General features: G+C 33.5%; 9 protein-coding genes. All 9 read left to right on the forward strand.

Features of this window, described 5'->3' with window-relative positions; genetic code table 11:
- Positions 1–305: 305 nt before the first annotated feature.
- The 9 genes from BLV64_RS02715 (at position 306) to BLV64_RS02755 (ending at position 24,340) form a co-directional block, all read left to right on the forward strand.
- Complete coding sequence (locus BLV64_RS02715; RefSeq protein ID WP_092132097.1) at positions 306–686, forward strand: BfmA/BtgA family mobilization protein; 381 nt, start codon at positions 306–308, stop codon at positions 684–686.
- 11 nt (positions 687–697) lie between these two features.
- Positions 698–1,729: a MobB family relaxase gene (gene mobB / locus BLV64_RS02720; RefSeq protein ID WP_092132099.1), complete on the forward strand. Its 1,032-nt coding sequence runs from the start codon at positions 698–700 to the stop codon at positions 1,727–1,729.
- A 5-nt stretch (positions 1,730–1,734) separates the two neighbouring features.
- Positions 1,735–3,315: a type IV secretory system conjugative DNA transfer family protein gene (locus BLV64_RS02725; RefSeq protein ID WP_092132102.1), complete on the forward strand. Its 1,581-nt coding sequence runs from the start codon at positions 1,735–1,737 to the stop codon at positions 3,313–3,315.
- A gap of 116 nt (positions 3,316–3,431) precedes the next feature.
- On the forward strand, positions 3,432–3,704 hold the full coding sequence (locus BLV64_RS02730) for a helix-turn-helix domain-containing protein (protein ID WP_092132105.1): 273 nt from the start codon (positions 3,432–3,434) through the stop codon (positions 3,702–3,704).
- A 17-nt stretch (positions 3,705–3,721) separates the two neighbouring features.
- Positions 3,722–6,562: a DEAD/DEAH box helicase gene (locus BLV64_RS02735; protein ID WP_092132108.1), complete on the forward strand. Its 2,841-nt coding sequence runs from the start codon at positions 3,722–3,724 to the stop codon at positions 6,560–6,562.
- Positions 6,563–6,568: 6 nt separating this feature from the next.
- Complete coding sequence (locus BLV64_RS02740; protein WP_092132110.1) at positions 6,569–11,329, forward strand: Eco57I restriction-modification methylase domain-containing protein; 4,761 nt, start codon at positions 6,569–6,571, stop codon at positions 11,327–11,329.
- 2 nt (positions 11,330–11,331) lie between these two features.
- Positions 11,332–15,939 carry a sacsin N-terminal ATP-binding-like domain-containing protein gene (locus BLV64_RS02745; RefSeq protein WP_092132113.1) on the forward strand — a complete coding sequence of 1,536 codons (4,608 nt, stop codon included), beginning with the start codon at positions 11,332–11,334 and terminating at the stop codon, positions 15,937–15,939.
- A 6-nt stretch (positions 15,940–15,945) separates the two neighbouring features.
- A complete protein-coding gene (locus tag BLV64_RS02750; protein ID WP_092132116.1) occupies positions 15,946–22,260 on the forward strand; it encodes a DEAD/DEAH box helicase in 6,315 nt (2,104 codons plus the stop codon).
- 1 nt (position 22,261) lies between these two features.
- The gene (locus tag BLV64_RS02755; RefSeq protein WP_092132119.1) at positions 22,262–24,340 is read left to right on the forward strand and encodes a UvrD-helicase domain-containing protein; all 2,079 of its coding nucleotides are present in this window, start codon (positions 22,262–22,264) and stop codon (positions 24,338–24,340) included.
- Positions 24,341–24,498 lie beyond the last annotated feature (158 nt).

The following is a 24,498-nucleotide window of genomic DNA, read 5'->3' on the forward strand; positions in this document are numbered from 1 at the left end:
ACTTTCGCCGATAACCGTACCCATCGAAAAATAACATATCGGAAATTTATTTTCCTAAAATGGCAATTGGCTCCCGATAGTTATCGGGATAGCCAGATTGTACGAAATTTTTGTTCGCCTGTGGCGAACGAAAAGGAGTAGCAAGAGGGTAACACGCTGCGCGATGTTTCGGATTCCTTTTCGTTTTCAAATAGCTGATTACCAGCGATTTGAATATACTTTAATTTCCTGACAATCAGCGATTTGCGACAAACGGGCTGTAAACGCCCAATTTTAGGGAAGATTTTGCGACAAATCGGCGAAATATGGACTCATTTATTGGAATTAGATTTAAAAAGGAAACTGCGAAGCGTTTCCAAACTTTTTCACGCACTTACTTTAAATCGCACACCGAGGCGATGGCTACGATGCTCGATTTTTTCTTCTACAACGAAATATCGCCAAAGGAAAAATTAGGACCAACAGGGCGAACCATCGAAGCAAAACTTCTCAAAAGAATAAATGCCGTTATCGCCATAATGCGAGATGTAGAAAAGACACAAACCAAACCCACGGTGGCGATGATTCAATCCCTTTTTGAAATGGAAGAACCTGCAAAAAAACCTTTGATTGTTGAAAAGAAATATGCCGAAGAAAAGAAGGAAGTCCGCTTTCGCGAAAAGCAGAATCCGAATAATCAGCTATAAATATTTGAACTATGTATATCACAATCACAGCTCAAAAAATGGGCGGTAATTATAGCCAAAGTTCAGCGGATTTTGTAGGCTATTTAGAGAAAGAAAATGAAGGTTTAGAACAACCAGATATAGAACACTTTTTCAACCAATATGGCGACGAGATTTCAGCTGAAGAAGTGGTCAAAGAAATTGATGGAAACACGGCAAAATTGAAAAAGAAAGAGCCCAAGTTTTATTCGATTACAGTCAGCCCATCAAAGTATGAATTACGAAAACTTCAGAACAATAGTCAAGATTTAAAAACTTACACTCGTGAGCTGATGAAAGATTATGTTGCCAGTTTCAATCGTGAAATCAATGGACGACCTATATCAATAGACGACATAAAATACTACGCCAAAATTGAGCATCAAAGAACTTTCAAGGGGACGGACTTTCAGATAAAAGAGAACCAACCTTTCGCCACAAAAATACTTCAGCTCAAAACGGATATCCGAAATGTTCAAGAAGGACGAGCTGAAGGGAATATCAAGAAAATGGAAAAGGAAATTGCCAAATTAGAACGACAAGCACCACATCAACAAAACGGAAAACGAATTGTCCAGGGAATGGCGAAAGATGGAAACCAAAGTCATATCCATATTATCGTGAGCAGAAAGGATGCCTCAAATTCTGTAAGTCTTTCGCCAGGAAGTAAACACAAAGCTTCTGAAGTTGAAATGCACGGAAAAAAAGTAAAACGAGGTTTTGATAGAGATGCATTTTTCGCGAAAGCGGAAAAAACTTTTGATAAGACGTTTGGATATAAGCGCAATTACGCAGAGACCTACAAAGCTAAAAAGACCTTTGTAAAGAATCCAAACCTATATTTTTCCGCTTTGATGAAATTACCTGCCAATGAAAAAGCATTGGCTTTTAAAATTATAAGCAAATCAGGATTGCCCATAGTGCCGAGTATTCCAGTAAGTCAGGCACAAATAGCACTTCGGGTCTTTAAGCGATTGAGACGTGGCGCAGAAGTGGCCATAAAATCAAGTTCAATAGGAATCTAACGAGTATGCAGATAGACAATCTCATAATGACACTTTCAATTATTGGTTTGGCCAGTACCGTTTTCTATGGAATGTTTCGAGTATCAAAATATGCGTTTGTATTGAATAGCATATTGCTTTCAGTCCTCGTGCTCTATTTGTCCGAAGGAAATGAATTGATATTTATATTACTTTATTTGGTTTGTCCGCTAATGCTAATTAATACAGGACTGTATGTTTTTCTTCATAAAACCGAAAGCCCGAAAAATGGCGATAGCAAATACCAAGTAAACTTTGCGACCACCAAAGGAAATTTCAAATTAGATAATATTAAACGTGGTGCATCCATCATCGGTTCTGCAGGAAGTGGTAAGACCGAAAGCGTTGTCTATGGATTTCTAAAGCATTTTGAAAAAGAAGGTTTCTGCGGAATTATTCACGACTATAAAGATTTTGAACTGACAGAAATGGCATATCCGCTTTACAAGGATAGTGATATCCTATTTAAGGTCATTTCCTTTGATAAAATCATCCATAGGGTAAATCCTATTGCGCCACGTTATTTAGAGAACGAGGAAAGCGTAAACGAGGTTTCGAGGGTGTTAATTGAAAACCTATTAGAGCAAAGAGAAAGTGGAACAACTGGCACGACAAAATTCTTTAATGATGCTGCGGAAGGGTTGATTGGTGGTTTGATTTGGAAACTGAAAACGGATTATCCCAAATTTTGCACGTTGCCACATTTAATTGCGGTTTATCAATTTCTTGATACGAATAGCCTAATCCAATTTCTGGAAACCAATACGACATCAAGGGCAATGGCAGATGCCTTTATAAGTGGCAAAGATTCTGAAAGACAGACCGCAGGTGTTAAAAGTACATTGGCAAATGCGTTGAAAAGAATTAGTACACAACGTATTTTTATGACACTATCCGCAGATGAAGTGCCACTCAATATAAATGATTCTAAAAATCCTTGTGTTATTTCGATTGTTAATAATCCAAAATTTGAGACTTCGTATTCGCCTGTAATCGCAACAATTATTCATACAATTACAAAACAAATGAGTGTTCGGAATAGTGAGCCTTCGTTTTTATTAATGGAAGAAGCGCCAACCATTAGGTTATTGAATATGCATCGTATTCCGGCAACTTTACGGAGTTATAATATCTCTACTATTTATGTTATGCAGGATAAAATTCAGAATGATATGATGTATGGAGATAAGGCAAGCAAAGCGATATTGAGTAATCTATCTTATCAATTCTTTGGAAAGGTCAACGATCCTGATACTGCAAAATATTACGAACGTTTTTTTGAAATTATTAAAGATCCAACCAAAAGTATTAGTCGTGGACATAATTTAGATTTTGATACACGAATTACAACTGGAGAAAAGGAAATTCCTAAAATTAGGGCAGATGTGTTTTTTAGATTAAAACAAGGAGAGTTTATCGCGTATGCTGATGGGAAGGATAAGAAAGTTCAATTTAAATTGGCAGATATTCAAAGAGCGTTACCAAAGGAATCAAAGCAGTTTTCTCAGGCTGATTTAGCGGCTAATTTTGAACGGGTTTATGAGGAGGCAAAGTCCTTATTTAGTTAAGAAGTCTAGTTAAATCCCTAGCGATAAAATTTATTGACCAAAACAAAAACTATTCCCAAATATATTCCTTAAATTGTCCAAAATTTGTCAAGTCTTTTAATGAAAACTACCTGATTATGATAGGCGAACACATACGAGCACTTAGAGAGTCTAACGATGTTTTGTTGCGGCAATTAGCAGCTCAATTGGAAATAGACCAAGCAATGTTAAGTAAAATGGAACGCAGTGAGCGTTCATTTAAAAGAGAACATATAGATGTTTTAGCAAAAATTTTTAAGCAACCAAAAAAAGATTTACTTACGATGTGGTTAGCAGATAAAATTTTGAAAACAGCTAAAAGTGAGAAGTTTACAAAAGAAGCTTTAAGGCTTGCAATCGATAATGTATAAAGATTAGATATAATAATTTGAGCAACGATACTTTAACCAACCAAAGCCTTAATGTTACACCTGGAATAAGGATTAACTTAAGAGGAGAAGATTTTATAGTTACCAACAGAGAACGCGATATTATTGATGTCGAAGGTATTTCTGAATTGGTGTATGGTCAAAGTTTTCAATTTGATTTACGATTAGAAAACTACCGAGTAATACAACCAGAAGAAACCGAGCTTCAAGCAGACAATTCTACTCATTATAGACAAACCAAGCTATTTCTTGAAACAATATTCAGAAACTCTTCGCATTATTCTGAACATATTGAGATAGCACATAAAGCGGCAATAAGAGGTGCTAATTATCAATTCGAATCTACTATAAAGGCACTTTCATTGCCACAACCAAAAATCCTCATTGCAGATGCTGTTGGGCTTGGTAAAACTGTTCAAGTTGGCATTTTTTTAGCCGAATTAATCAGACGTGGAAAAGGAAAGAAAGTTCTAGTAGTAACACCAAAATCTATCCTTGCTCAATTTCAGCAGGAGATATGGGCTCGTTTCGCAATTCCATTAGTAAGATTAGATAGTCAGGGAATAGCAAGAATTAAAACAGAAATACCATCAAATAAAAATCCATTCGATTACTATGATAAGGTTATCGTATCTATCGATACGTTGAAAAATAATGCAAAATTTAGACACTATTTAGAAAAAGTAAAATGGGATATTGTAGCAATAGATGAATGCCATACAGTTGCCAATGTTGCATCTCAGAGAGGTGGATTAGCAAAATTTTTATCAGAGAGGACGCAAGCAATGGTTTTGACATCTGCGACACCTCACAACGGTAAACGCGAGAATTTTGCCAATTTAATAAGTATGTTAGACCCTACGGCAATACCTTATGATGGTGAGTTTACAAAAGAAGATATTCAGCCCTTATATGTTCGTAGGTTTAAAAAAGATATTGAAGATGAAGTTGGTGATGCTTTTAGAGATAGGATAACAAGTAAAATAGATTGTCCTTTAAATCCTGATGAAGAAGAAGCTTTACGAATTATACAAGAATTTAAAGCTGTCGCACAGGAAGAAAGTGCTGGGAATTCTACATTCGGAGCATTACTTTTTTCCATTGGTTTATTCAAGGCATATATGTCTTCGCCGAAAGCGTGTTTGGAAACAGTAATTAAAAGAATAGATAAAGCGATTGATGAAGATGGTGTAATTGAACATCTTGAAGAGCTGAAAAGCGTTCTCGAAAAAATTGTGGCTCAAAAAAGTGATTCTAAATATAACCAGTTGCTCTTTAAACTTGACCAAATGGGTTGGAAAGGGAAAAAGAATGATGAGCGTATAATCATTTTTGCAGAGCGTAGAGCTACATTAAATGAATTGGAAAAGAATCTGAAAGAAGATTTCAAGCTAAACGATAACGCAGTAGTTCAATTTAACGGAAGTCTCACAGATACGCAACAGCAAGATATCCTAGAAGATTTCTCTAAAGAAGATAGTACCATTAGGCTTTTTCTTGCTTCTGATGCTGGAAGTCAAGGCGTAAATCTTCATTACTTCTGTAATCAAATGTTTAATTACGATATTCCTTGGTCAATTATAACTTTAGATCAAAGGAATGGTCGGATAGATCGTTTTGGTCAAACCAAAACACCATTCATCTATTACCTTATTGCTGAATCTCAAAGTGAAGATGTTCAAGGAGATATTAGAATTGTAGAGCGTTTAAAAGAAAAGGAAGAAGAAGTACATAAAAGTTTAGGAGATGCTGGGAGTGTTATGGGCTTTTATGACCAACAGCAAGAATCTAAATTAGTAGAAAAAGCTATTGCCAATAATGACCCGTCAATTCTTGATTCCAATGAAGAAAATACGGTGGACGATGATTGGTTAAGTGCATTGACTGAAGATTCATCGGCTACTAAAGCTCAAATGAAAATTGACGAAGGTTTTGCTTCGTTTTATGAAGATGATTTTAGTTATTATGCTTCGCTTATTGATGAATTAAAATCGAAAGATGATAGGCTCATCCCTTTAATTAACATAGATAATGCCGACAAAGTTTTGGAGATTGAACAATTTGAAGAGCTTTCATCTAAAGGTGTTTTGTACGATATGCCTAAAGAAGCTTTTCCAAAACCAAATCAAACATTCAATCTTACTACAAATGTGGATTTCGTTGAAAATGCAATTATTCAGGCGCGAAAGAAACAAAATGAATGGCCAAACTTTCAATTATTATACGACCTTAATCCTATTGCTAAATGGATGCAATACAAGTTGCTTGGACAAATAGATCGTGGGAAAGCTTTAGTCGCTAGACTAAGAGAGCCACTACCTAAAAATACAGCTTGGTTTGTCTTTCAAGGAATAACATCTAATCAGCAAGGAAAACCTATTTTTTCAAAAACCTATGTGGTTGGAAAATCATTTGACGGATCTAGTGTAGGAAATTTGGAAGATTTTGAAGAATTTCTTAATCAATACCGTCTTAAGGACACATTACCTGAACTTGAAACTTCAGAAAAACAACTTCAAAAAATTAAGGAGTTACTTCCAGAAGCGGTAAAAAGTGCAAAGCAGATTTATGATTTAAAGATTCAAGGCGACCTTGAAGATGAAATGGAAGATAAATTAGAACGCTATCAAAAGAAACTAAATGATTGGCTAAGCGCATCCGAGCGACAAATGGAAATTAAGTTTGGCGATGAAAAAAATGGAGGAGGCTCTTTCTATAAAAAGAAAAGACAGAGTGAAGTAAATTATGTGAAAAATCAAATGGATGCATTCTACAATGAATACTTCCAATTAGAAAATGAACCCTTCCTAAGAGTATTAGCGGTTTTTTATAATGGGTAATTAAGAATGATAGAATTTTTAGAAAATATAGGCGATTACTTTTCTCAACATTTCTTTGATGAAGATTTTCCAAAGAAAGTGTTTGATAAGTCTGGCTATGGGACTGAGCATATAAAAGAGTTTACAAGCAAGATCGCCCCAATTAGTGAAAAGTATTATAAGTTTAAGAATGATTATCTAAATCTAAGAAGAACAAAAGATAAAGTGCTTCGCACGCACCAGTTCCATACAGAACTATTAGAAGCTTTAGGTTATATTAATGGCGTTAGAGCCTATGATGAACCTGTAGTAATGGACGATAATAAAATTATTCCTGTTCGCTATCGTTTCAATAAAAATGACAAGCCATATCTGTACATAATGGAAATGCAGCCTATGATACAAGTGGGCGATGTAGATGCAGATGGTTTATATGAGCAGAGTTATATTAAAGACGATTGGGAAAAAGTGCTTCCAAATTCTTGGGATGGTTTTGATATAAGACCAGAAGTAATTAAAGAGGCGTTATCCGAACTATTTTTACTTCCCGAAGAAGAACGTCCAGTTTATCTAATTATGCTTGCTGGTCCAAAAATATTTTTAATACAGTACGAGAAATGGAAGTTTGATAGCTATTTACTCTTTGATTTAGAAGAGTTATTTACAGTCACAAAAACAGCATCCAATAGAAATTTGCTCGCGTTATTTTATGCTTTACTAGCAAAAAAACAATTCATTTCTGAAACCGAAAGTATTTTAACTAGTTTAGAGGAAGATGCCCATAAAGCAAGTTATGGCGTAACAGTTACTTTAAAAAGTGCGGTTATCTATGCTGTAGAAGCATTGGCAAATGAAGCTATTGAATACAGATTAAAAAATGCAGCTACGCAAGATGACAAACGTAAAATTGTAGAACTGCGTAACAGCGATAATTTTGCTAGAGAACTAAAGGACGAATGTCTAAATTTTGTATACCGTTTACTCTTCCTTTTCTATGCAGAATCTAGAGAGGATTTAGAGATTTTACCTATGAAAGACAGTACCTATCAAAAAGGCTACAGTCTTGAAATGCTTCGTGATTTGGAAATGGTAGCATTAACGACAGAATCTTCTAGGAACGGGTATTTCTTTTCCAAAAGCTTATGGAAACTTTTTGATTTCCTGCATACAGGTTCCAATTTAAAAAATGGATTCCAAATGCGACCTTTAGATTCCCCTTTGTTTGATAATGATGCGCTTATACATCTACAGGGAATTCAATTTAGCAACAAAGTACTGCAAGAAATTATGGTTCGCTTATCGCTTTCCGAAAGGACAAAAAATAAAGGTCGTGGCAGAATATCGTATTCTAATCTAGGGATTAACCAATTGGGTAGCGTATATGAAAGTTTGCTATCCTATTCTGGTTTCTTTGCAAGAGAAGACTTAATTGAAGTTAAAAGTGCTAAAGATAAAAATGGAAGTGACGGTACATTTTTAGTGCCAAAATCAAGACGAGATGATTTTAAAGAAGCTGAAATTTTAAAAGATAGTGAGCACCTAGAACAAGATGTAGTTATACCAAAAGGACAATTTGTATATCGATTAAATGGTAGAGACCGTAAAAACTCAGCATCGTATTATACGCCCGAAGTTTTAACGCAGTGTACCGTAAAATATACACTTAAAGGCATTATTGAAAAACTCAAAGAACAACAAGCGATTGTTGACGGAAAGCTGACAGGAACAAACTGTGCAGATGAAATCTTAAAACTTAAAATACTAGAGCCTGCTATGGGTGCGGCGGCATTTCATAACGAGGTAATTAACCAACTTGCTGTTGCATATTTAGAGTTAAAGGAAAATGAAGAACAAGCAGCTGGCCGTAAACGTATTACGCCAGGGGTTTATAAAGATGAATTACAGAAAGTAAAGGCTTTTATCGCTGCAAATAATGTGTATGGTGTAGATTTAAACCCAACAGCGGTAGAGCTTGGCAAACTATCACTATGGCTTAACTGTATGCACAAAAATATGGAAACCCCATTTTTTGCACACCGTCTTGGTGCTGGTAATGCAGTTGTGGGCGCTTGGCTAAAAGTTTATAACGAAAAGGATTGCTCAGTAGAATACCCGAAAACCGCATCCGGTGCTATTGCTAAAAAACCATTGCCAAAACCTTGGTGGGACAAAGCACCTAAGCGTGTATTGTGGAAGAAAGATGGTACGCTTTCGCGAAAGCAAAATCAAATATATCACTTCTTATTAGCAGATGATAATATGGTGCCAAGCTATGGCATTAAATTATTGAAGGAAGAATTAACGGATGTTGAATTAAGTGCTTTTAAAGATTGGAGAAACGAATTTAAACAACCCTTAACCAGTGTTGAAATTACAAGGCTACAAAAGATAAGTAGTGTCATTGATTATTTACTAGAAGAGCATTACAAACAGCAAAAAGGAGTAATTGCAGATACGTCTTCTGTGTACCAAGTGTATGGACAACCTAATCCACAAATTAAGGCAAAAGGCTATGACGAAAAAGAGCGACTAGCCGAATCTCGTAAAGACCGTTCTGCGCCATATTATAAGTTAAAACTGGTGTTGGACTATTGGTGTAGCCTTTGGTTTTGGGATGTGCGAGATGTACGCTTATTACCTAACAGAACCGAGTGGTACAATGAGATTGAATCTATATTACAGATAGACAGTAACGAGCTTACCGTTGATGGTACAGCGCAAAGTATTAAAGACCAAATACGCAAAAAAACCAAAGCAGGTACTTTGTTTGACGATGATGCCCGCATAAAATACGTAGAAGCCCTAGCAAAACAACACCGCTTTTTCCATAACGAAATTGAATTTATAGAAGTATTTAAAGAACGTGGTGGTTTTGACGTCATTGTCGGGAATCCACCTTGGGTAAAAGTTACTTTTGAAGAGGCGGAACTAATGAGTGAGAAATATCCTGAAATTATTATTCGTAAAGAGAAGGCGCCAGTAATTTCAAAAAGACGTCCAAAATATCTATCAGATGAAAATTTGAAAGAAGAGTATCTAAAAGAATTTATTGGTTCTGATTCTTCCGCTAAATTTATGAACGCTAAACAAAATTATGCTTTACTAAAAGGCCAACAAACGGATTTGTATAGATCAATAATTAATAACACTTTGGCTATTGCTTCTAATCTAGGATATGTTGGTTTAGTGCATCCTGAATCTGTATATGATGATCCTAATGGTCAACCTTTAAGGAAAGAATTATATCAAAGGTTAGTTTATCATTTTCAATTTAAAAACGAATTAAATTTATTTGATATTGACCATCATAATATTTATAGTTTAAATATTTATGCAGGGAGTAAAAGTGAACCTAATTTTTATTCTATCAATAATTTATTCCATCCAAGCACTATTGATAATAGCTTTAATCATTCTGGTAATGGATTGCCTGGTGGATTTAAAAAGCAAGATGAGAACGGTAAATTTATTTGGAACACAGATCCTCATAAAAGTAGAATTATTCAATTCAATAAAGAAAGTCTCAGCATATTAGCAAAAACCTTTGAGGACTCTGATAATTGGCAAGTTGCTAAATTAGTTTCAATTCACTCAAATGAAATACTTTCGGTTCTAAAAAAGTTAAGCACATTTACTAATAAACTTTATAATTATAAAAAGAAGACTGTAGAAGGTTGGCACGAAACTAATGATATTGGAAAGTGGGTAGAGAGAACTACCAAATGGGCTAGCTACAATGATTATGAATTAATCTTTAATGGACCTCATTTTTTTGTTGCAAATCCATTTTATAAAACCCCCAGAGAAATTTGTGAAAAAAATCAGGATTTTGATAATATCTATACAACAGAATTAACAAGAGATTATATTCCTCGGACTAATTATGTGCCAAATACAAATATTGAAGACTTCAGAAATGCTACAAAAGGGTTAGATGACAAAAATGTTTGGATTGATGATTACAAGGTAGCAATGAGTAAAATGATAAGTCTAACTGGAGAGCGATCGCTTCAAGCAGCAATTATTCCACCTAAAGTTTCTCACGTAAATGGAGTGGTTTCTACGATTTTTGAGAGGCACATAGATTTAGTTGAATTTGCAGGTCTTTGTAGCTCATTAGTTTTAGATTTTTATGTAAAATCGATTGGTGCAGCTAATTTGACAGAAGGAAAATTAAAATTTTTCCCATTGGGTGTAAATGAAAAGTTTAAAAACGAATTGTTAGCAAGGACACTTTTATTAAACTGTTTGACAGAAACGTATTCGAGCTTATGGGAAGAGTTATTTTCTCTAGGTTTCAAAGAATTGATATGGTCAAAACAGGATGAGCGATTAAGCAATTTTTCAGAATTAAAAAAAGAATGGTCTATTGAAACACCATTGAGAAATTTCTTTGAGCGAAGACAGACCTTGGTTGAAATTGATGTTATAACGGCAATGGCATTTGGATTGAATCTTAAAGAATTGATTCTTATTTACGAAATTCAGTTTCCCGTGCTTCAGAGTTATGAAGATGATACATATTATGATATTACTGGTAATATTATTTATACGAATAATCATCAAGGACTTAAAGGAGTAGGTTTAGATAGAGGAGATTGGAATTCTATAGCCGCAATGAAAGCAGGCGAAACCTACGAACATACCATTGAAAAAAGCGAATTGTATCAAGGAAAAAAGGTAAACTACTATGCACCATTTGCTAAATGCGACCGCGTAGAAGATTATAAAACGGCTTGGACTCATTTTGAAAAAGTATTTAACGATAAAAAAGAACAGGAAGTCTAACGATGTTGACCAAAGAACAGACCATATTTGCTAAAGATGTACTCAGACTAATTGAGGAAAATCGTGATACCTATAAACAAGTAAAACGAATTACCGCAGATTATAGATTAGAGAAAGGAACAACAGAATCTTACAATGGTAGGCAGATATTAGAGCTGTTACAAAATGCAGATGATGCAAAGACAGACACTGTATTTATTGAACTAAATAGGGAGAATCAAACCTTATCTATCTCAAACAACGGAGATCCGTTTACTGCCGAAGAAGGAATTGCTTCCTTAATGATTGCAAACACTTCTAGTAAAAAGAGAGAATTTATTGGTAATAAAGGTTTGGGCTTCCGTTCTATTCTTAATTGGGTTACCGAAGTAAAAATTAAAACCAAAACCGATAGTGTTGTTTTTTCTCAAGAGATTGCTAAAAAAGAATTTAATGCGCTTACAGAAGAGGCTCAACGTAAATTAATTACAGACAATGAGGATCATTTAAGCGAAGGAGAAGTGCCTTTCGCTATTCTAGCAATTCCAAGACTAATTGAAAACAAAGAACCTTCGGCTTACCAAACTACCATTGAATTAAAATACATTAATGGTAACGAAGAAGTAATAGATGGAATTGAGAGTCAATTAAGTTTATTAGCACCTGAGATATTACTTTTTTTAAATCATATAAAAACCATTGTAGTAAAAGATAGCAAGGGTGTTTTAGATAAAAGTCTTTCCAAAGTCATAAACGAATCTGAAGCCAAAGTATCCATTAACAATGCTACTTGGAACATTATGGATTCTGGTGATGTTTTGTACAATACAAAAAAAGGAAAAGAACAATACTACAGATATAAAATAGCTTGGAAAGATGATTTAAGTGATGTAAATTCAAAGTTTTTTACCTACTTTCCTACCCAAGAACGTACACATTTACCGTTTTTAATACACGGAACATTTAATCTTGACCCTACTCGAAATCATTTAAATGATAAAAAAGACAACACCCATTTACTATCAGAAATCGCTAAAAGTATAGGTGATATTGCTGAGAACAACATTAGAAAAGAGACTAGCGATTGGTCTTCCTATAAATTTCTATCTGTAGAAAGAGAAAATGAAAATGAAATACTTACCAATTTTTATAAAACTATAGCAGACTTTAAGAATACTCTAAAGATTTTTCCTTGTGTTGATGGCGGTTATTGTACTTCTAAAGATGCGGTGTTTTACGGTGATGAGTTTTCTAATTGGGTACTACGTAACAAAGTAGAATCGTTATTTACAGAGCTCGTTATTCCAGAGGATTCAGAGGTAGATTTAAATTATGGTTCTGAATATTCCGAAGAAGGCTGGCAGGAAATATTAGCTTCAGTTACTGAACTAATATCAAATATTCAAGAACGGGCACTACTAATAAAATTATTGTCAAAATCATCTTTTAGCAAAATTCATTCTTCAAAAAATAAAGTGCCATTGCTTATAGATAATACAGGTGTTCCAATACCTGAGTACAACCAGGCATTTATGATGAATAGGAAAGATATTGAAAAATATTTCATCCCTGATGATGCTGAAATATCATTTATGTCAGATGATTTGTTCATTGAGTTTACTAAAGCTTTTAAGGAGGAAATTGCAGAGATTGAAGAAAAGCGCATAAATAAAGTAAAAGAACATCCTTCAAGGCCATTAAAACAGCTTGTTTCAAGTGTTGTGAACATTGGCTCTAATGATATAACAGATGTTATTAGGCATATTGTTGCTATTTCAGAAAATAAAATAAAGGCTATAGAGGATAATGATGATGACAAGTTAAAGATAGTTACTGAAATGGTAAAGTCTTTATTTTCGATCTATCAAGTGAATCCTGAAAGAAGAAGTAGTCTTGCTTTGGAAATACCTTTAATAAATCGTGCAAATGAGATTATATATGCAAAAAGCCTTTTTTTAGGTTCGGGTTTTGATTCTGGAAAAGTAGCCGCTATAATTTTTGATAAGATATATTCTGATGAGGACTATTTGAGGACAAATGAATTTTGGTTGTTGGAAGATAAAGGCAAAGGTTATCTTGATAATTTTTTTACTTGGCTTGGGGTCAATAAGATTACAAAAACCAGAAAAGTAAAGGAGAATTTAGGTAGATGGGATAACAATGATTATACAAATTACATTTTAGATAAAACTAATGCTACTCGTAAGGATGTATACAAGGACTATACTGTAACTGAAATCTCAAATTTTGAAACGATTGTCACATTTGATAATTTTTCTATTGAAATTTTAATAGCTTGGTTAATTTCGGATGACACCCTTTTGAAGCAATTAAATTTTGATAATAATAATGATGAGTTTATTCACACATTTGATAGGGAGGTCACTCACGCATATGACAAACCTTCCTTTATTTATTATCAATTACAGAATTTATTTCTTAAAAATCTGAAAACTAAATTTATATCAGATTTAGATTTCGCTACTGAGTTAGGCTATAATAGTATAGATTTTAAAAATCAAGTCTTTAGAGATTTAAATATTGATGAGCATAGGATTCATAACGTATTGAATTTATTAAACATTGGTAAGTCTTTTAATGATTTAGAGGTTGAAGAAGTGTATGGCATTTTACAAGATTTAGAAGTAATAAAACCTGAAGAAAAATATGCTCGTAAGATCTATAATCTTGCTTTCAATTTTTTTAAGATTAAAAAGGATTATAACTATGCCCACCAAATTAAAGACTACAAACTATTAGCAAAGAAGCGTAATAAGAAAGAATACATATCTGTTGACAAAGTATACTACAGTGATAATTCAACTTTGCCTTCAAAAATTGCTGAAGATTTTTGGGTTTTTGATTTTCCGAAAAGGTCTGGGGAAAGTCAAATCTCGAAATATTTTGGGGTAAAAACATTCAAAGATGTTGATTTACAGATTTACCAAGATTCTGTACGTGAAAGTGTTGCCGATGAAGAGTTTCAAAAGTGGTTCGATAAAATTAAACCATATATCCTAACATACAGGTTAAGTTCAATTAAGGACTCTATTCAAAAAAATGAAGCAGATGAGTTGAAGAAAGTTAATATAAAACTCGTTTCTTCATTAAAGTATGCTATTGAAAATGGGGAATTTAAGAACCTTCTTTCAGGTGAGTTCCTTCCCAATCCAACAAGTCAAGGCTTTTATTTATGTGTAGAACAAAATACCAGTTTAGAGATTGTAAAAGACACCCCAAAAGTATGTGAAGCTTTTGCTGAAATTTTATGTGTGTTGTTTAAAGTGAATGAGCACAAAGACAACTACAGAACAATCTTTAAAGATAAAAACAGTCTCAAAGACACCATTTTTACTATTGAGGTAAATTCTTTAACTGAGCATTATAATCAGGCTTTAGAATTATTGGGGATTTCAAGAGATGAAAGTCGTTTTTGGTCTAAAGTTTATGAATTTAGTGACAAGAATTTTCCTAGTACCCTAAAGGATTCAGATGAATTAGCAGAATTAGTGCTAAATGATTTTGGTTTTAAAATCTTGAAGCAATTTAAAAATATTAATTATGCTGATTTTAATGACCAACAATCAATAGAATTTTTGAAAGCACTAACGAGTGAATTAGAAATTCCAATTTCTCACTTGTTTGATAAGAATTTTAATGGAATTATAAGTTATCATAAAGCGCAGTTTCAAACTACAATTTTTGATTTTAAGGAGGATTTTAATACGTCTTTATGGAAACATTTAAATCAACATAGAGAACTGCAAAAACAACTAATTACGTTCCAAGAAGCGTATGAAAACCTTATTCATACCAAAATGATTGAAAACGTTCTGTTAGATAACAGATTTGAATTAGAGCTAAACTATTTAGATGTGCTAAAAGAGGCAGTAAATAAAGAGTTTGGAATTGAAATAGACAAAGATGTAGAAGTATATACAATCAAGATTCTACCTGAATATAAAGTGCTGCTTAAAGAAAATAAGATAAACGAAGTAGATATTGAAGAAGCAGAAATTAGAAGCTTATTATATTTTAAAGGGAATGATGAGGAAATCCTTGGTTATCTAGCAAGTATTAAAGATATCAATGATAATGAAGACGATTTTGAACCCGAAGAAGAAGAGACAGGAGAGATTATATTTAGTTCCTCAATAAAAATAAACCCTACTATTTCCAATGGTAAAAACCGTAAGAAAAGTAGTTGGAATCACAGCGATAAAGATGTGAAACGAAACAAAATATCTGGAAAGAAAGCAGAGCAAATAGTATTTAATTCATTAAAGAAAAGTGAGGAAATAGAAAAGGTAGAATGGGTTTCTAGTTTTTCTAATACATCAGATAAATCAGATAACAAACATTACGATATACGTTACAAATTGAATGACAACCCAAACTGGAAATACTTAGAGGTTAAGTCATTTAATGGCACTTACTTTCATTTAAGTAGGTCTGAAAAAAAGGAAGCAATTAAGAGAGGAAAGGATTTTGAAATAGCTCTAGTCATTGATGGACAAGTACATATTTTGAAAGACTATTTTAATGAAGATGTCGATTTTGATAACAATGATTTGTTTTATGCATCGCCATCAGATTATATAATTTCATTACAACTAAAAAAAGAACAGTAAAAGACTATGCTACCATTATTACAAGCAAATGAAATAAAACGTGCGGTAGTAGATTACTTAAGATCTACTTTCAATTTTGAAGATGCAGCATTAGACCATTCTTTTGAGGCCTTTCTTTTGAATGAAAGGAGAGGTATGTTTAAAGGGCCATATATGCAACTTAGACTACCGTTTGATAAAATCACATCGGATAGTGATAAAGAAATTTTTGAAAAATCCCTATTTGTAAAACCTTCGTTTGATCCTTATCACCATCAATTTGCTTCCTTTGCCAAGTTATCTACCCGAAATGGGCATAATCCTGAGCCTGTAATTCTAACAACAGGAACTGGATCTGGTAAAACAGAAAGTTTCTTATTCCCATTATTGGATTATTGCTACCAGAATAGAGATACGCCAGGGATAAAAGCAATAATTCTATACCCAATGAATGCATTGGCTACAGATCAGGCGAGAAGAATTGCAGAAGAAATAAACAATTTTGAAGATGCCGATGGCAAACACGTTTTACAAGGTAAAATTCGTGCAGGTTTATTTATTGGTGAGGGAAAAGATAAAAATGGTGTGCGTAATACAAGAATGGGTGAAGACCATATCATTGAAGATAGAGATACCCTTGTAAAATCACCACCAGACATTTTATTGACAAACTTTAAAATGCTTGATTTTGCTTTATTGCAATCAAGATTTCACAATTTATGGCACCATAATTTTAAGAATACAAGCTTGCTGAAATTCATCGTTTTAGATGAGCTTCACACCTATGATGGTGCAAAAGGTTCAGATGTAGCAAACTTAATACGTCGATTAAAATTAAAACTTAAACTACCAAAAGATCAAATTATTCCTGTTGGAACTTCTGCAACATTAGCTGGAGGCGATGAAGGAAAACAAGAATTAGTTGAATTCTTTTCTAAAGTTTTTGGTGTTAAAGTAACAATAGATTCAGTAATAGAAGAACAAAGGCAAGAACCTGATGAGTTTTTTGCAGATACTCTTGAAGCCCCTAATGTTAATCTTAAAAATATAGCACAATGTGCATTTTTAGAGAACGATACTTATGAGACCTATTTAGCTAGACAACTACAATTTTGGAATTACGAGGATTTAAACCCAAGCCAGTTAGGAGAAGCTTTAAAGAAAAACGAATGGTTTTTTGAACTACTTAAGATATCAAAATCTAAAGTGGTTGAAATTAAGCCACTACTTATAAGATGGAAGGATAAAATTGATGTAGACTTAGAACCAGATAATGTAAGATTATTATTTGGCTCGCTATTGTCGCTGATAACCTATGCTAAGGAACAGTCGGGTAAAAAGCAATTTCCATTTCTTTATTTACAAATAACCTATTGGTTACGCAGTCTTTCCAAAATCGTTCGCAAGCTTCAGCCTAGTCCAGTATTTGAATGGGAAAGTGACAGTAACCCAAATGATAAGGCAAAATCATTACCACCATACTTTTGCCGTGAATGTGGAGGTAGTGGTTGGATAGGAATTAAAAAAGAGCAAAATGTTCATTTTGAAGAAGACTTAAAAAGAACACGTCAACATTTAATAGCAAATAATCAAAATAAGAACCTTTACTTTATTAGTAGCCTACAAGATAAAGGATATACAGAAATATATGCGTCAGACTACAGTCATTCTGGTGATGAAATTGATGGCTATTTACATCCACATTCTCTAAGTATTTACGATAATTATGAAAGTCCGGAGTATTTTAAAATATTAGGTACTCGCATTGTTGACGGTAATAGAGTAGATAAGATTTGTCCGCATTGTAATTCAAGAAACACCTTAGCTTTAATTGGTACAGGAGTGCCAACATTAGAATCTATTGCAACAGCACAAGTATTGGCAACTGCTACAGATCCAACCAACGACCGTCAAAGAAAATTATTGGCGTTTACTAATGGAGTCCAAGATGCAGCCCATCAAGCGGGATTCATTGAAAATAGAAATTTTCGTTTTGGAATGAGGCACGCCATCCAAACCATACTGAAAGGTTCAAAAGAACCAGTAAAATTATCTGAAGTATATGAACGCTTTATTGAGTATTGGAGAACAAACTCAGATGATGAAGGTAAAGGGAATCTTGAAGCGTATTATTACAAATTCTTTCCGCCAGATTGCGAGGCAAGGTTAGAAATAACAGATTATCAAAATAAAAGCGGAAAATTTAGTGCTGTTTTTGACCAAGAATTCTCGAATAGAATGTCTTGGGAAATATGGGCTGAGTTTTCTTATCGAGCAATCATTGGTCGTACCCTAGAAAAAACAGGAGCTTCAGCAACTCACTTTGATAGTGGATTGATGGGAGAAGTATATGACCAGATGAAGTATTGGTTAGATGAAAATGAATTAGGTAGTGCTATTGATAAAGAGCCTTTCCTTAGGTTTTTAAATGGCTTTTTACACAGGTTGAGAACAAAAGGAGGTGTAGATCACCGCTACTTGAAAAAGTACAGGACAGAGCGTACAAATTCTTATTTAATAGGGCATAGAGGAAATGTAAATCAACAATTCTTTTTAATGAAGAATTTTGGACCTTCATCTAGATTGCCAAAATTTTTAGCACTTACAAGTGGCCCAAATACAAGAGCTTTTGATGTCGTGCAAGCAGCATCAAAGGACAATTGGTTTAGTGCTTATTTTAAAAAGTGTTTTCAAACCATTGTATCAGAAGAAAAAGAACTAATTAATGATTTCTATGCACAGTTATTAGCTTATTTAGATTCTAATAGAATCTTAGATACGCGAGTGGCAGCTGGTGTTACTAATTATGGTTTAGCAGAAGATAGTATTTACGTAAGTTCCGATGTGAAGTTTTTTGGCTGTGTAAAGTGTGGTCATAAAGTAAATACCGGTTCTAGTGGCGCCGATTTGGTTAAGGATATGAAATGCCTTCAATATAGGTGTAATGGACATTATGAGGTTATAGAAAAATCTCAGTTAGATTACTATAGAATGGTCTATAACAGAGGGCGCTCATTAAGAATTTTTGCAAAAGACCATACAGGGCTTATAGATAGAAACGAAAGAGAAAAATTAGAGTACGATTTTAAAAAACAACCTAAGCAAAATAGCACCAATGTATTAGTGGCAACGTCAACGCTAGAAATGGGTATTGACATTGGAGACTTAAATGTGACATTTAATTCGTCACTTCCACCTGAAACAGCAAACTATTTACAGCGCATTGGACGTGCAGGTAGATCTAGCGGAACGTCTATGATTTTAAATCTAGCCGGAAGAGATGAACACGATCTCTATTATTTTCAAGACCCTCAAGATATGATGAGTGGTGAAATTAAAACACCAGCTTGCTATTTAGAGGCGAAAGATATTCTGAAAAGACATTTTATGGCCTTTTGCTTTGATAATTGGGCAACTTTAGATCCTGAAGAAAATAAAATTCCACCCTTGGTTAGAATGCTAAGTGTAAAATCACTTAGGCCTGGAGATCCTAATTTTCTGTTTCAAAAAATAGCAGCTTATATAGAATCAAATAAAACGGAGTTATATGAGGCATTTGTTGACCAATATAAAGATCAGTTGGGGGAAAATTCTAATAGTTTATCATCAATATTCGAGGACTTAAGTTCAGGGAGATTAGTAAATCGTCTAACTGTAATTCATAAAGATTTACTTGCAGAACTAGAGTATTACGCAAAGAAAGTGAAGGATGTAAATAAAAGATTGAGAAGCTTGCCTGAAACTGGTAATGAAACTATTATTTTAAAGAATGAAAAGCGAGCTTTATCAAGCGCTATTTATAATATTCATAGGCGAAATGTCATAGAATATCTAACAAATATAGGCTTACTTCCAAATTATGCTTTTCCAGAGACAGGTGTAACCCTCAATGCTCAAATAAAAAGGAAAAAGCAAGTTGATGGTAAGACAGAATATAAATACGAAGATTTTAGTGAGATAGTAAGACCTAGCTCTTCCGCGCTAACCGAGCTTGCACCTGCAAATACTTTTTACTCACAAGGCTATAAATTAAAATCAGAAGGTTTAGAAATAAAGTCACAAGAAGATTACGAAGAACATCGTTTTTGTAGTAATTGCGACCACGTAAAGAAAGAAATAGATGTTGAAGAAGAACAGCAAACTCAATGTCCTGTTTGTGGTCACGGCTCTTGGTCTAGTTTGAATAATCGTAAAGTACTAGTTAAACTTCAAGGGGTTTTGTCTGTAAATGACAAGGAGGATTCTAAAATAACAGATTCTTCGGATGATAGAGAACGGAAATTTTATCAAAAATCAGTTCATATAAAAATTAACCAATCTTCTTCTCAGGGAGCTCACGTACTAAAGAGAGTTCCTTTTGGAATAGAATTTTTTCAAGATGTTGAGTATTTAGAAATTAATACAGGAATTAGAGAAGAAGGTTTCTTTGGCACAAGAGAAATTGAAATAAACGGTGAAAAACACCCTCAAGTAGGTTTTGTGATTTGTAAAACTTGCGGCAAGTCAACGGAAAGACCCTTAACAGCTAGAGAATTAAGCGATAGACGAAGAGCATATCACTTTCCATATTGTTCGAATAGAGAAGCTATTTATGACGATACCATCGATGACGTATTTAATGAAATCTATTTGTATAGAAAGTTTAATACAGAAGCATTATCTATTTTGTTGCCTATTCAAGAATTTAGGTCTGAGGAAAGAATCGCTTTATTTAAAGCGGGTTTACAACTAGGGCTTAAAGAATATTTTAAAGGAAGACCAGACCATATTTTGATTAGAGAAAATGAGATCTTTAACAAAGCTTCAAATAGAAAAGACAAGTATTTGGTTTTCTATGAAACAATACCAGGAGGTACAGGTTATTTATCCAAGTTATTTGATACCGAGGTGTTTACAGAAATTCTTAAAAAAGCATATGAAAGAATTGCTTTTTGTCCTTGTAAACAAGAGGGTAAAGATGGTTGCTATAGGTGTATTTATACTTATGGAAACCAATATGAAAGAACAATTTTAAGTAGGTCTGAAGCTCAAGAATTATTTTCAGATATTATTGAAAAAGCAGACGAATGGAATAGCATTGAGAGCCTACAAAACGTAAGCACATTTGCTAACAACGAAGAATCTGATTTAGAACTGAAGTTCGTAACATTATTAGAAACATTATCAGACCGATACAAAGGATCTTCCTTTAAGCCAGATAATGAAAAAGGGCTTAAGATTTATAGACTGAAACTGGTCTATGGAAATAACGAAATTGTTTACAAAATATATCCTCAAAATTTAGGAAGAGTCCTTCAAGGGGTAACGTTAAAGACGCGCCCGGATTTTGTAATGTCTTGTGTTCGTATCTCAATTAATGACAAAGAAAGGTCTTTAGATGATATAGAAAAATTAAAATCTATTGCTATTTACCTAGATGGATATGAATTCCACGCAAGTGAAAATCACCCGAGATTTCCTTCTGACTTGGCAATAAGGAATAACATTATAGATTCTGGAAGGTATAATCAATGGACATTTACTTGGGGAGATTTTTCTGAAAATATGTTTAACGAAAAAGATATTCTTGGATTAAAGCAAGATGAGAAAGTCATTAAAGATAAGTTTTTCCTAAAGCATCCTTCATTTAAAGGCTATGACGTTTCTGACATATTTCTCAATAATAATATAACTAGATTCTTCCATCTAATTATTAATCCAATAACCAATATTGATTTAAAAATGTGGTCAAGTTTGGCACTCTTTAATTCACAGTCTAAAATGATGGGAATGTTTTATAGTCCCGATAATACTGAAGCTATATTAACTCATAGAAGTGTTTCTAAAATTGAAAAAGCACCTCAAGGACTTACTAATTATGTTTATGCTGATGGCATAAAGTTTAAGGATGAAGCCACATTTGGAGTATTTATTCGCCCTCAAGATTTTCTGTTAAAAGCTTTTGGTGGATTCAAGATTGTTCCGTTTTGGGAAAAAGAAAATTGGATTAAATTTTGGAAAATTTATAATCTAACACAATTTCACAATATAACTGTTGAGTCATTAGATGCTGAAATTAAACCACAAGTGGTCGTGCCTAAAAATGAGGTAAGCAATGAAGTTCTCTCGAATTTTGATGAATCTCTGCACGATATTGTTAGGGTATTATTTAAAAATAATATTGAGTTTAATACTGAGTATGACTTTGATCTTATTGAAAGCGATATAATTATTGCCTCGGCAGAATTAGGTACACATACCAAGAAAATTGTTATCAATCCATTTGATGAAGAATCAAAACAAACATTTATTAAGAACGGATACAAAGTATATAGTCCGGATAATTTTAAATTAGAAGATTAATATGAATCACGCAATAAAACTATTTATACACGATTCTTTTTTCGATGCTTTTTCAGCACTTCCTAGAAAAATTCAAAAGAAGACAAGGGAGTTTATGAAAAAGTTTAAGGAAGACCCTAAGTCTAGTGCAATCAATTACGAAAAGATAAGTACGTTTAGAGACCAGTCTTTGAGAACTGTAAGAATTGACCAAAAATATCGTGCTATCATTCAAGCGCCAGAAGAAGGAAACGGTTATCACTTGCTTTGGGTGGATAATCACGACGAGGCGATGGACTGGGCTCAAAACAAAGTCTTTGAATGGAATTCAAGTACACAGTCCTTTCAAATGTATGATAAGCCAGCTACGGAAGATCGTAAAGTAGTTGCAAATGATAAGGTTCAAAGTTCACCAGTTCTATTTAAAACCTACACAGATTCTGAACTCACTCAAATTGGAGTACCTAGCGACTTATTAGAGCTTGTAAGGAGTATTGAACGCGTAGAACATTTAGAAAGCTATGCTTCAAATATCCCAACAGATGTATATGAATACCTCTATTATTTATCTGAAGGCATTTCAATTGAAGATATATTAGAAGAGATAGAAGCTGGTAAAGTTCAAGATTCAGAAGAGCTAAGTCCTAATGCTCAGAAGAGTGTTTATGTGCTTACTGAAGATAGTGATTTAGAAAATATACTTTCAGGAGATTTTGAAAAATGGAAACTTTTTCTTCATCCATCTCAACGATCAATAGCCTATGGAGAATTCAAAGGGCCATTAAAAGTAACTGGAAGTGCTGGAACAGGTAAAACAGTATGCGCATTACATAGAGCAAAACATTTAAGTCAAAAATTAGAAACTTTTGATAAGCCAATATTGTTTACAACCTATACAAAAAGTTTGACCCAGTATTTAAGCTCTGTAACAGAAAAGTTTAATATTCCAGAAAGTGAAATTGAAATAAGCAATATTGACAAATTGATATTTGATATTTCTAAAAATTCAAAGGTGATTGAATCATCATCTGGAATGATAAATAGTTCTCAAGAACTAGAAATATGGAAAGAGATTATTGAATATAATCCATCAACCTTTGATGAAAGGTTTCTACAAGAAGAATATAATGATGTTATTTTATCCAATTCGGTTGATACATTAAGTGAATATTATAAGACATCAAGAATAGGTCGTTCGGTTAGAATAGGTCGTCAAGATAAAACTCAAATATGGGAATTATGTGAGGAGTTTAAAAAAGCTAAAGAAGCCAATTTCACAAAGTTTGAACTTTGTAATTTACTTATAGCTCATTATAGAGATAAAGAAGACAAACCATTTTCTTATATTATCTGTGACGAAATTCAAGATTTTTCCAATCTAGAATTGACCTTGTTAAGATTATTAGTGACAGAAAAAGCAAACGATTTATTTTTAGTTGGCGATCCATTTCAAAATATTTATGGTAGGAGAATTAACTTTTCTAAATCGGGAATACACATAAGAGGAAGACGGTCTAGGAAATTAAAAGTCAATTATCGTACGACAGAAGAAATCAAAAAGAAAGCTGTAAGTGTTCTCTTTGATGAAGTCTATGATGATTTTGATGGAGAAGCTGAGACAAATGCAGGCTACGTAAGTTTAATGCACGGTGCAGACCCTTTATATCAAACATTTTCTAATCCAGAGGAAGAAGATTCCTATATCATTGGAGAAATTCAAAAGCTTTTAATTAACGACAATGTAAGTCCTAGTGATATTTGCATTGCCGGTAGAACCAATAAACTTGTTGATGACACCAAAACTCTTCTAAACGAATTTCAACAGAAGTATACAGATATTAAAGCAAGTAAAAGACCGAGCGAAGCTGTGGTTGTATCAACGTTTCATAATTTGAAAGGACACGAGTTTAAGCATTTATTGGTAAGAGGCTTTAGTAAAGACCTTGTGCCGTTTAAGCATCCAGATTTTGACACTTATTCGGATATTCAAAAAAGAGCATATCTAAAACAAGAAAAATCACTTTACTATGTAGTGTTTTCAAGAGCAATTCAAACACTAATCATTACGGGCATTGGTGAAAAATCGGATTGGATAAAATAATAATTTGTTATGTTGGAAATGATACACACTTATAGTAATCGAAAGGTTGGTTTTTAGGTTATAAATTCAACAAACATTTTCCTGCATTGGGTATAGCTGTAATCTTATTGCAACAGCTTATATCAATTCTCACAATTTAATATCATTATCTTTACTGT

Origin of the sequence: Bizionia paragorgiae, from assembly GCF_900107625.1 — a bacterium.
Taxonomy (GTDB): Bacteria; Bacteroidota; Bacteroidia; order Flavobacteriales; family Flavobacteriaceae; genus Bizionia; species Bizionia paragorgiae.